Here is a 13,002-nt window from a genome sequence, read left to right as displayed (position 1 = left end):
GGACGTGGCAGAGGTTAGTCGATGTTCCACTTTCGGGCGCCTTGCGCTTTTCAATTTTGGAGGAATCAATTTTGATTAAAATCGGAAGTTTTATAGATGATAGATATGAAATATTGAAGGAAATCGGCCGCGGTGGGATGAGTATTGTCTATTTGGCGATGGACAACCGGCTCAACAAGTCCCTTGTCGTCAAGGATATCCGAAAGCGGGGCAACAGCAATAATGAGCTTCTCATTAATAGCCTTGTTGTCGAAGCGAATATGCTCAAAAAACTCGATCATGGTGCACTTCCGAAAATTTACGACATCATTGAATCGGAAGGCGACATCTATGTGGTAATGGACTATGTCGAGGGTGAATCACTTAAGCAAAAGCTGAAGCGGGAAAAGGTGATCTCAGCAAAGCTTGTGATTAACTGGGCAAAGCAGCTTGCTGAGGTGCTCGATTATTTACATACGAGAAAGCCGCATCCAATTATTTACCGTGACATGAAGCCGGATAATATCATGCTGACGCCTGAAGGTAAGATCAAGCTGATTGATTTCGGGATTGCGCGTGAATTTAAGGATGAGAGTCTAACAGATACAACGAATCTCGGAACGAAGACTTATGCTGCACCCGAGCAACTTTCTGGTAAGCGTACGGATGCCCGAACGGACATTTATAGCTTGGGCTTGACGTTATATCAGCTAATTACAGGAAAAAGTTTAGCTGACCCACCGTATGAGGTAAGGCCAATCAGGCAATGGGACCCAACCTTACCGGAGGGACTCGAGCACATCATTTTAAAATGTACCCAGGCTGAACCAGAAAATCGGTACCAAACGAGTGAAGAGCTGCTTTACGATTTGCAAAATATCAACAAGCTCACTGCAGGATACCGGAAGAAAATGATGAAGCGATTGTACTTGTTTTTAATTCCTGCCGTTCTTTGTCTAGGTTTTACAACAACTTCAGTGTTCGGTTACCAAGGGATGAAAAATGAGCAGTTCCAGGATTATATGGGGCTCGTTAATGAATCTAGTATTTCGCTAATTGAGGGCAATGATACAGAAGCAATCAAGCTTCTGGAAAAAGCTATCGATGTGGATAATGGACGCGCATCGGCTTATATCAATCTACTCGATGTGTATATTAATCGAAATGAAGTGGACACGGGGCTGTCGAGAATTGAGGCCTATGTGAAAGATAAGTACGGGAACGTCCACAAGAACAATGAAGTCCTATTCAAACTGGGGATGACGTATTTTGACCGGAAACGAGATTACCCTGTGGCACTGAAGTATTTTAAACAGGTTGATGAAAAAGAAATACCAGACGCGGGCTACTATATTACCCTTGCGGCAACATTGGGCGGAATGAACATTGATTATGAACAGTTCTCTACGAATCTATTAGATTTTGAGGCGTTCAATGATAACCTGCCGAACAACCCTAAAAAGGTAGATAACTATAATTCACTAGCGAATATTTACATCTCGTATAAAGGGCAGATTGCGGATGCTAATACAAAAGCAATCAATGTCGTACAGAAAGCACAAGAGGTTCTCGGGTTGTCCCCTGATGAGCAGCTACAGCTAAAATACGAGATTGAATTCGAGCAAAAACTCGCTCAAGCCTTTTACAGTAGAGGTGTTAATTCAGAGGATCAGGTTGCGGCTCGTGATGATTTTGAACAGGCAATTGATCACTACAACAAGCTTCTTGATTTGAATGTGCCGAACCAGGAAGAGGTTATGGTCAATGTTGGTGTCATTTATCATGAGATGGGTGAGCATTCTCAAGCGGTTGAGCAATTTGAAAGGATTATTAAAGAGTTCCCGAACAGCCTGAATGCCTATGTGAGACTGGGTAATCTCTTGCTAGATATTGAACAAGGCAAACAGGAGGACCAACGCAACTACAGCAAGGCAAAAGAAGTCTTTGACCAGGGCGGTAAGCTCGAAGGTGCAAGTGACAACGAATCCTATAAAAAACTATCACGACGCATGGGGAACTTAAATATTAGATAGGTGGGACGAAGGGACAGGTACACTGTCCCAGTGTCCTACATAGAAGGGGGGCTCTCGATTGGAATACCAGATTATGTTTTATGGGGGATTAGCGGGTGCGGTCATTACGCTTGTTATCTCCATTATCGTTTATATGAAGCTACAAATCTCGCAGGTACTTGAAGACATTACGGGAAAAAGCTTCAGGAGAAAGAAAGAGAATGGCCGCATGTCTCATGAAACGGCGGAAACAAAACGAACAACGAGCGAAATCAAGCTCCGGAAGAAAGAGGATCCGGTTGCGACATCTGTAGAAGATACAGCCCTCATGAGCCAGGAGTTTAAAGAAGAGACCTCCATGCTAGATGAAACGAACATGGCACCGACGGCTTTGCTAGTGGAACAGAATTCGTTGGAGGAGACTTCCTTATTGGAGGAAACCTCACTTCTCGAAGAAACCTCACTGTTAGCGGAGGAAACGGCTCTGCTACAGGATGACGATGAGACTACATTGCTAGTTGATGATGACGAAACATCGATTCTTCTAGAGGGCGACGGTGAAACAGCCGCTATTCTCAATGAAGCTGAGGAAGATTCCGATTTTCAAATCGAAGTCGATGTCATGATTGTCCATACAAATAAAGTGATCGAACAAAGGAGCGTAGTAAAGTGATAGGAATGATTTCAAGAAGTTACCGAAAAAACAAATCGGTCTTTTGGTTGCCGATTGCGTTTGTTTTGGTGCTCTCGGTTGTTTTGTTCAGCCTGAATGTATCCTCGCAGGTTGAGTCGAAACAGTTTGTGAAAATTGGAGAAGGTCCGGAAAACCAATGGGAAATTGGTCAGGACTTTTCAAAAGAATGGTACATAAATGCTACTAATTTTGAGTTTCAGGTTGATTTATCAATAGACTATCAAAATTATCTAGATAAAATAGTGCCACCAAAAGAGCCAGAGCAACCGGAAGAAACCAAGACTACTGCAACAACGGAACAAACTGAAGGAACGCAAGAAACAGAAGATACTGCAGGACAAGAAGAATCAGAAGGAACAGAAGAAACCGGGACAACAGAACCCTCGGTGGAAACTGAACCTATAGAGAACCCAGTAACGCCTCCTGGAGAAGGTGAAATCCCTGAAGGCGAAAATCCTTTTGAAGTTAAAGTTAAAGAGGGTCCAGGTACAGCTACAATAACGCCAATCACAGTAGATGGTGTGTTCAAGGGTCTTTATAAGGTATCTGTTACAGACCTAAACAAAGACGGTAAAATCACATTCGATATTGATTTTAAAAGTGATACATGGGTAAGTGAACCACCAACGAAGAATACGGAATTCTATGTAACTAAAGATGTGAATGCACCAGTTGTGGAACTTTCTGGTCCAGAAGATGGAAAGTACTATGACAAACCAATTAATCTTGGAATCAAAGTGAATGAGGAGCATTTTTTACAAGACGGTGTTGATATCCTAGTTATGAAAGATGGATCAAAGTTAGGAATCGATTCTGTACAGTGGAATGAGAACAATGAGGCATCACTATCATTTGATCAAGTTGGAGAATATGAAGTAACAGTAACGGCTACTGACAAAGCAGGAAATGTGGGTGAAACCAAGTCCATTTCGTTTGCAAACGTTAGTTGGGAAGCTGAAATGTCTATCAAAGATAAAACAGAAAATGACCATTATAAAGATGGTGTAACGATTGAAATCAAGCATCCACTTTCCATTAAAACAGCACAGCTCACGTATAAAAAAGACGGTGGCGAGCCACAGACTGTTAAATTGATTGAAAACGGACTCTTTGTAAAGAAGGCAACCCATACCCTTGCAGAAGAGGGAACCTATGAAATAAGTGCAGTGGTGACGGATTATTGGAGAACCAAGGAAGTTAAACTTGGCCCTATTGAAAACATCATCGTCGACAACACACCACCAGCATTAGAAATCACTGAAGTAGCAAACGGCGGTAAATACACTGAGTCCAAGGAAATGGTCGTATCTGCAACAGATACGTACCTCGATGAAGAGAAATCGGTATTAAAGCTAACGAAAAATGGTGAAGTTGAAACCATTAGAGGAAAAGCAGCTCTTGAAGAACGTACACTATCAGACGGTGTATACAATGTTGAACTACGTGTTTATGACAAAGCTGGAAATGAAACGGTCTCTCCGGCGCTCAATTTTACAATTGATACACAGAACCCAGTCGTTTCCATCGATGGAGTTGAAAATGGGAAATTTTATCCGGATGATCAAACTGTTCATTTTACCGTAGAAGATTTAACGGTCGACTTGACGCAAACGACGCTTATTGTAAAGCATAATGATACCGACTTTACGGAAGAAATTCCGTTTGAGCAAGACGGTACAAAAGGTGAAGCAAGCTATACGTTTAGTGCAGAAGGCAAATATACACTCGAGTTAAACTCGACTGACCAATTAGGGAATGCTGCAGATACAGTCACGAAGGCATTCACAATTGATAAAACAAAGCCAACTGTTTCATTTGAAGGTGTTGAAAACAACAAAAAATATAACGAGCAAGTGAATGTGGCTGTTGTTGCAGAAGACACAAACAAAGATGACAGTAGTACGATTTTAACGGTCACAAAAGATGACAAGACAACTACTTATAAAGGTGACAAAGCTCACCAAACACATAGCTTCAAACAAGAAGGTGTCTATGAAATTCACGTAGCCTACTTTGACAAAGCTGGAAACAAGGCCGAGTCAACAACTACGTTCATCATTGATACTTCTAATCCAGAGGTTGATATCACAGGCGTAAGTGATAATGAGTATTCAAAGAATGATAAAGAGGTCAAGTTTACGGTTGAGGATTGGAATATTGACCTAGACCAGATTGACCTTACCATTACAAAGGATGGCAACGACTATCCAACAGAAGATATCAAATTCAAAAAACATAAGAACCGAATTGCTGAAGCAGTTCATACCTTCACTGATGATGGTGTTTATGTTGCAACATTAAAGTCTACTGATGAAGCAGGAAATACATCAGCATTAAAACAAGTTACGTTCACAATTGATAAAATTGCTCCAGAGATCGTTGTAACAAACATCGGAGAAGACGGTAGATATAACGATGACCGTGACGTAACGATTACAGTTACTGACCTTAACATGGGTAAGTCAACTGCAACCGTGAAATACAACGGTGAGTCTTATGAAATCGACCCACTTGTTACTGAAGGCAAGATGGCAACTACGAAACACATGTTTACTGAAGAAGGTGTTTACGAGCTAGAGGTCGTTTCAACAGATAAAGCAGGAAACGAAGCAAGAGAATACATTAAGTTTACGGTGGATAAGACAGGACCTGCGATTAAGTATTCAATCGAAGACGGTACGTATTTTAACGATAACAAAGTAAACTTAACGGTTACCGTTGACGACTACACACCATTTGTGCCTGAAATCACAGTAAATGGTGAGGTTTTAGAAGAGAGCTGGATCCAGGAAGTAATCTGGTTCTTTACTCAAAAGCTAACTATTTCATTTGAGGATGAAAATGTATATTCCGTTCAGGTAAAAGCGAAAGACTACTTTGGAGCTGAAAGCAAAAAGGATCTAGGTTTTACCATTGACCGTACACCGCCAGAAATTCATATTAGTGGAGATATTCCACATGAAGGCTTTGTTCAAGGTGATAACGAGTTAATTGTAGACATCAATGACACTCACTTTGACGATAGTAAACATGAAGTGCTTGTTAACGGCAAAGCCGTTGAGAACGCGGAATGGAAAAAAACAGATAGAGGTTATCAGTTCAAGCAAAGCTTCCCAGAAGATGGTGTCTATGAAGTCATTGTTCATTCCGAGGACTTTGCAGGTAACAAATCGGTTGAGAAAAAACACAAATTCACAGTGGATAACGTAAAACCGGTTATCGATATTGAAGATGTAAAAGACGGTTCATTTTATGATAAAAAGCAAACGGCTACCGTTAAGGTTAATGAGCTGAACTTTGCAAACAATGAAGTAAATATCGAAGTAACGAAAAATGGTGGACCGTATTCAATTGGGAAATGGAATAACCAAGGTGTGACATCAAGTCTTGCAATTCCATTTAACGAAGATGGTGACTATGTCATTAAGGTCACTTCAAAGGATGCTGCTGGGAATATTGCAGAAACAAAACAAGTGAAATTCACGGTGGACGAAACGCACCCAACAGTGAAAATCACTGGTGTCGAGCATATGACGAATTACAATGTGACAAAGCAGGTTTCATTTGAAGTAACTGATGCAAATATTGACCAAACTTCATTACGCGTGACCAGAAATGGTCAGGCATATGATGTTGGTGCTATTCAACAATCTAGAACAAAAGCAAGCTTAACACATAACTTTGCTCAAGAAGGCAGCTATGTTCTGTACTTTAACGCAACGGATAAATCAGGAAACAAAACAACACATGATGAAATTGCGTTTATTATCGACAAAACCAATCCAGTTGTAAAAATTGATGGTGTTGATCACCAGTCGTTCAACCCAACTGGAAAAAGAGTAACTGTTTCTGTTGATGAATTAAACTTCGGTACGAACTATGTTGTTCTTTCAGTCACAAAGGATGGCAAAGTATTTAATATTGGTAAGTGGGAAAACAACAATAAGCTTTCAAGCTTAGGCTACAATTTCAATGATGATGGCTTGTATACCGTGGGGATTAGTGCGGAAGATAAGGCTGGAAACGGACCGATTACCGCAAACAAGACGTTCACGATTGATACAACGAAGCCAGCGATTGAAATCACAGGTGTTGAGAATGCACAACACTACAATGTGGATAAACCAGTTAATATTGAAATTCGCGATGTAAACTTAGATGTGAACCGCGTTACGGTTACACGTAATGGAAGAGGGTATAATGCAGGTGGATTCGCTGTAGCGAACCAGACTGCACGCCTCAGCCATAACTTTAGCCAAGAAGGAGATTACTCAATCAATGTTGAGGCAATTGACAAAGCGGGTAACCAATTCAGCAGACAGATTGCTTTTACAATCGATAAAACTGCACCGGTTATCACACCAAAATTCAAAGGTCAAAGCCGTATAATCAAGGATGGAGAGTTTATTAATGAAGTCTTCACACCTGAATTCGCGCTAGACCAAGCAGAAGACACAATCGTTTCAGCAACGATGAATGGTTCAAACGTGACGGGTCGAATTCCGACTGCATCACTAGAAATGAAGTATGAGTATAGTGTGTTAGCACGTGATAAAGCAGGAAACGAGTCAACAATCAACATTAGCTTTACCCTTGATACGACGAAGCCGAACTTAAGTATCACAGGTGTTATCGATGGTTTCTTCAACAATAACCAAGCACCGACTGTAACATACTCAGATCGTCACTTAGATTCAAGTCGTTCAAGTGTAACTTTAAACGGCCGTCCATTTGAAAATGGAGTGCAGCTTGCTGATGAGGGAGATTACATTTTAAAAGCTGAAATTTATGATTTAGCAAACAATGTATCATCTCGAACAATCGTGTTTACGATTGATAAAACAGCACCGGTCATCCGATTTAAGGAAGCTATTTCTGATCAGTATTTTAATGAAAGCTTAATTCCTGAGCTACTAATCGAGGATCTAAATAACTATGACATCATTTCACTTACGTTAAATGGTCAACCATATAATTTAGGTGATCCGATTGAAGATGAAGGAAAGCATGTGCTCTTCTTCGAGGTGAAGGACCAAGCAGGAAACATCCAGCAACTAAGTGTTGAGTTCATTATCGACAAAACTCCACCAAACGTAATTGTGGATGGAGTCGAGAAAAACGAAACATACCGTGACCCGGTAACCTTCTCTATTAGCCTTGATAACCCAAGTGACACACTCAAGTCTGTCATGATCAATGGAGAATTGTTCGACGGTGATGTAAAAGAAGTAAACGGGTTAAAAGTAGTGACAGTTTCACTTTCTGATATCGACCAATACAAGGTTGAGGTAGTTGCATTTGATGAAGCAGGTAACGAAATAAACGAGGTAGTTGAGTTTGAAATCGTAGAGAAGAGCGTTCTCGTGAAGTTCTACGAAAATAAACCTTTATTTGCGGGCTCAATGATTGGACTTGTCGGTGTTGCAGCAGCAGGTGCAGTTGCCCTCCGTCGTAGCATCATCCGTAGAAGAGACGCAAAGGATATGTAACCAAAAAAGGTAATAATGTGCAGGCATTCGCAGGTTTAGCGAATGCCTGTTTTTAATGAGTAGTTGGTTAAATCTATATTGTTAGGATGAAAACGTATGGACAATGCAAAAGAAACCATTGATTTAATTACATTGTTTTTTGGAGCATGGTTATCCCTACAGGTTGGAATTAGTTTCATCACTATTTTCCTAGGGAACGTAATGGTTGAGCATGTGGAAACGGGTGTTTTTAGAAACACAAAGAACCCATTTCTAAGACTTTTTACGATAATCGTTCTTCTACTTTTGGGACTAGGGCCATTCATTTACAAAAAGCTAGCTAAGTTCTCGTGGATCATGAGGAGAATTCTTATGCTTGTCATCACACTGGGTATGGGAATCCTGTCCATGATAATCTACTATATTGTTAAAACAGTATTGCACGCCGTTTTATTATAAAATCATTGAATAGGATGAAGAATATTGAATGATGTTAGTGAAATGATTGAAACAACGACGCTCCTATTGGGAATGTGGTTAACTCTACAGTTTGTCAGTTGTCTAGTCGTTGTCATATTGGGGAACGTGATGGTTGAACATGTAGAACTAGGTGTTTTTAGAGATACAAATAATCCAATCCTAAAACTCTTTACATTTATCACTCTTTTCTTATTAGGAGCAGGTCCATATTTTTATAAAAAGTTAACAAAATTCTCATGGATTACGAAAAGACTACTTATGCTGTTAATCACAGTAGGTGTTGGTTTTTTATCTATAATTATCTACTCCATTATTAAGTTAGTACTGCATGCGTTATTTTTATAAAGTGGAATGGACTGCTCGACGCTGTAGGCGTTGGTGCGAGATGACTTTTTCGAAAGTCATTTTTTTTTAGGCCTTTTTGCGTATTTCAGCCCTTTTGTACATCATTTTTAGCCATCTTTGAAACACTAAGAATGGAAAATTTTACAGGAGGGTATGCTGTATGAAATTGTGGCAATTTGTGCCGAAAATCATTCTTTTACTTCTACTATTACACGCTATAGCAAGCCCTGAAGTGGTTTTGGGTCAACGTGACACAGAACCACCTGTGATTACACACAAGCCCGTTTTGACCAGCAAGCCCCTTTCGTCGATAAAAATAAAGGCCGATGTCACTGACCATGACACAATAGAAAGTGTGACGCTTTTCTATAAAACGGATGATAGAGCAAAATTTACATCTATATCAATGACGAAACATGAACAAACATACATAGCCGAGATCCCGGGCTACCATGTGTACGACGAAATCACCTATTATATCGAAGCGAATGACGGGACCAATTCGAATAAAACGGATGAGTACACACTAAAGGTGAAGTTGTTAGAGGTTGATTATACGAAACTTCCTCCCTTGTTGATTACGGAGATTGTCCCTAATTCAACTAATATAGGAAATGCTGATGGCTATGAATTTGTAGAAATCTACAATAACAGCAACAAATCGATTCCTTTTAGGGACTATAAGCTCTATTACCGGTACGGAAAAAATCAACAAAAAGATGTGATGTGGCCAACCGTTATCGAGAATATTGTGATACCACCCCGTAAAACGCTTGTGTTTTGGATTAACAATCATCAAAACAGCGAACTAACGGTGGACGATTTTAATGCATATTATGGGACTAACTTGAAGGAAAATCAGGATATTGTTCGCGTCTACAGTGGCGGGATGGCCAATAATAGCTTGCGCGGTCTTGTGATAGGCACGAATGCAGGCCGCGAAATTTCAGTGGCCTACTATAAAAAGAAGCCGGACGTTGATGAAGGAATTGTCTATCGCTATCCAACTAATAAATCAACAGTCTCTAAAAAAATCGGTACAAAAGATGCGACTCCCGGTAAGGTTGAAAGGCATCAGGTACCAAAACAGCCTGTTCAAATTGAAGAGGATACCGTTCACCCGAAAATAGATGACCTTACGAAAATAACTGAAATCAATCAACAGGACAGTCTTGAATTGGTTGCACAAGCAAGTGATGACCAGGAAGTTAAGTCCGTTCGTTTATTTTATAAAAATGATCAACAGGAAATATTCACTGACGTCATACTAGCTAGAAACTACGATGACTCCCTTTTTCACCATAGTGTTCATTCAACCGAATTAATTGGACACGAGTATATTGACTATTACTTTGAGGTTTCGGATGGAACCAACAAAACGAAAAGTAAACCTCATCGTGTAAAAATTAGTAATGAACTTGACCACTCAAGAATCCGACTCAATGTAAAAAATGAAGACATGCTTCGCGGGGAAAAAGTTATTAAGGCTACTACCTCTGGGGATTCTGAGATGAAGTTGTTGATTGACGGCAAGGAGATTACAGATGGCGTCTATCATTCATTAGAACACACTGCCTATTTTGCGTTTGAGGCAAATGGTTTGAATACGTATTTTCAAAATGCGGTCACCATGGGTAAAGAGGTTTTATATGTGATGGACAAGGATTGGCTCACCGATTGGAAAACCTTCACGGTGCCAATTGAGCCTGAGCGACTTCCGGTTGGTGACAACAAGATTACGATTCGTTCGGGAAACAAAGCCTCGCCATTTGAACTCTGGTCGAGGGAAAATCGTGATGATTTCCATTTGCGGAACGTTCGATTGATACTAGGTGATGGCACGGTGGTTTTGCCTCAGAATTATCGTGATCCTAATCAAGTACTAAATCTGGGAGATAAAAATACCCATATCGATTTTACGTTTCCTATTACTAAGGAAGAGGCACGCTCTCTCACATATAAATGGAAAACAGCAGAAGTGCAGGATAAAAGACATGTGATTGCAGCACGTTTAGGTGAAGATGAGATTCGTTCAGAGGTACATGTCGACAACACTGCACCTACGATAAAAACAAATCTGAAAAAGAAGCCATACAAGGGTGCTTTTACAATTGATGTAGATGTGTTTGATAAGCATATGGCTGTTGAAAAAACGAAAGTTACCTTGGATGGGGAGGAAATTGAGGTTCCGTATGATACAGCGTCCTCCAAGCTCAAACCTGGCAAATATAAGCTTATTGTCCATGCGGAGGACCTGGTAGGAAACAAAAAGAAAGAAGTTTTCTATTTTAAGGTCGTCAATGAAAATCCGAAAAAGCCAACCAAGGTTTCACCAAAGTCAACGGTTGACGGAAATCCACTGTTACAGGTGAAGGTAAAGGATCCCACAAAGGACAGACTTGATGTTACCTTTTATGAGGCGTACAAATACGACATCAAAACGAATGTAAAAGGCTTTAAAAATAAAAGTGACTTTGAACCACCAAATGAAATGGCTCCAAAAGGTGAAGAAGCCTTCACAGCTGAAGATATTTCACTCGTGTCTAAGGCGGACGGAAAATATCTAGCTACCGATTCAGATACGCAATTCCCGTATCATCGTTTTGAGGTAACAGTGGATACTCTTACTGAAAGTGACCGAGTTGAGCTTGTGTGGCAAGGAAATTCACTTGAAGGTCGGAAGGTTTCGATGTATGCCTGGAACTACAATGAAGCGAAATGGAATTTACTTGATTACAAAATAGCAGGTCCTAAGGATTTTAAGTTGTTGTCAGATGTGGAAGTCCGCGACTATGTGCGTGATTCGAAAATACAAGTCCTGGTTCAAGATGAGATTGCACAAACACCAGAAGAATTCGATTATACCTTTGTCTGGTTGTCGGATACCCAGTTTTACTCAGAAAGCTATCCAAATATTTTTAAGCAACAAACCCAATGGATTGCCGATATGCAAGAGAAATTGAACATCAAATACGTCTTCCATACGGGTGATTTAGTCAATCAATCGGTAAAAGAAAAGCAGTGGAGAAATGCTGATAAATACATGGGTATTCTTGATAAACATAAGATTCCATACGGTGTCTTGGCTGGTAACCATGATGTGGACCAGGTAAATAATGATTACTCAAAGTACACTCAGTATTTTGGAGAAGAGCGTTTTAAAAATAAGCCCTACTATGGAGGATCGTACCTAAACAATCGAGGTCACTATGATTTAATTTCAGCGGGTGGCAATGATTTTATCATGGTGTACTTAGGTTGGGGTGTGACAGATGAAGGGATTCAGTGGGTTAACGATGTGCTAGCAGCCTATCCGGAACGCAAAGCCATTTTAAACTTCCATGAGTATTTGCTTGCGACAGGGACGAGACATCCAATGGGTGACAGGCTCTATCAAGAGATCGTAGTGCCGAATAAAAATGTGCTCGCGGTTTTGTGTGGTCATTATCATGAGGCTCAAACCTATGTTGATGAAATCGATGATGATGGCGATGGGAAACCAGACCGTACAGTGACACAAATGCTTGCAGATTATCAGGCAGGTCCTGAAGGTGGGCAGGGTTATATGAGGTTGTTGCATTTTGATCAGGATAATAATCGTATTTTGGTCAACACGTACTCGCCTTATCTTGATGATTATAATTTTTATGATCAAGATGAGTATCCTGAAAAGGATGAGTTTGAGATTAAAATGGACTTAGCACCAATGACGAAGCGTGTTGCAACTGATTATTTTTCCGTTCATGTGTACACAAACAATGTAATCGGCTCGGACAGAGCAAAGAGTGGTAAAACAGCGGAAGTTGTCTGGCCTGAATTAAGAAGGAACCGAACGTATTCCTGGTACACTGTCGTGGAAGACAAATACACAGGAAGGACCGTTTCTGATATTTGGACATTTTTTAAGAAGTAGAAACGGTCTGCTTCATCTTTTTGTAATAATATTCATGAAACGATACAAACTAAAGTTGTAGGTGTATATTTTGTTGCTTTACCACGTTATATGGCTGGCGTTTACATGGTT

The 13,002-nt window shown here is 40.3% G+C and carries 6 protein-coding genes; all 6 read left to right on the top strand.

What is annotated here, in order from left to right; translation table 11 throughout:
* Nucleotides 1–71: 71 nt before the first annotated feature.
* The 6 genes from CZ490_RS14975 to CZ490_RS14950 all read left to right on the top strand — a co-directional run bounded on the left by CZ490_RS14975 (nucleotide 72) and on the right by CZ490_RS14950 (nucleotide 12,891).
* On the top strand, nucleotides 72–2,012 hold the full coding sequence (locus CZ490_RS14975; protein ID WP_077619641.1) for a serine/threonine-protein kinase: 1,941 nt from the start codon (nucleotides 72–74) through the stop codon (nucleotides 2,010–2,012).
* A 58-nt stretch (nucleotides 2,013–2,070) separates the two neighbouring features.
* Complete coding sequence (locus CZ490_RS14970; RefSeq protein ID WP_077619640.1) at nucleotides 2,071–2,664, top strand: hypothetical protein; 594 nt, start codon at nucleotides 2,071–2,073, stop codon at nucleotides 2,662–2,664.
* A 5-nt stretch (nucleotides 2,665–2,669) separates the two neighbouring features.
* Entirely contained in the window at nucleotides 2,670–8,174 is a 5,505-nt protein-coding gene (locus CZ490_RS14965; RefSeq protein WP_159439963.1) for an Ig-like domain-containing protein, read from the top strand.
* Nucleotides 8,175–8,270: 96 nt separating this feature from the next.
* Complete coding sequence (locus CZ490_RS14960; RefSeq protein WP_077619638.1) at nucleotides 8,271–8,612, top strand: hypothetical protein; 342 nt, start codon at nucleotides 8,271–8,273, stop codon at nucleotides 8,610–8,612.
* A gap of 24 nt (nucleotides 8,613–8,636) precedes the next feature.
* Nucleotides 8,637–8,978 (top strand): hypothetical protein, encoded by a 342-nt coding sequence (locus CZ490_RS14955; RefSeq protein ID WP_077619637.1) that lies wholly within the window; start codon nucleotides 8,637–8,639, stop codon nucleotides 8,976–8,978.
* A 160-nt stretch (nucleotides 8,979–9,138) separates the two neighbouring features.
* Nucleotides 9,139–12,891: a lamin tail domain-containing metallophosphoesterase family protein gene (locus CZ490_RS14950; protein ID WP_077619636.1), complete on the top strand. Its 3,753-nt coding sequence runs from the start codon at nucleotides 9,139–9,141 to the stop codon at nucleotides 12,889–12,891.
* The last annotated feature ends 111 nt before the right edge of the window (nucleotides 12,892–13,002 follow it).

The sequence above is a fragment of the Litchfieldia sinesaloumensis genome, assembly GCF_900156865.1.
GTDB lineage: Bacteria > Bacillota > Bacilli > Bacillales > Bacillaceae_L > Ferdinandcohnia > Ferdinandcohnia sinesaloumensis.
Note: the sequence above shows the minus strand (reverse complement) of the source record. Positions and strands in the feature narration are given on the sequence as shown.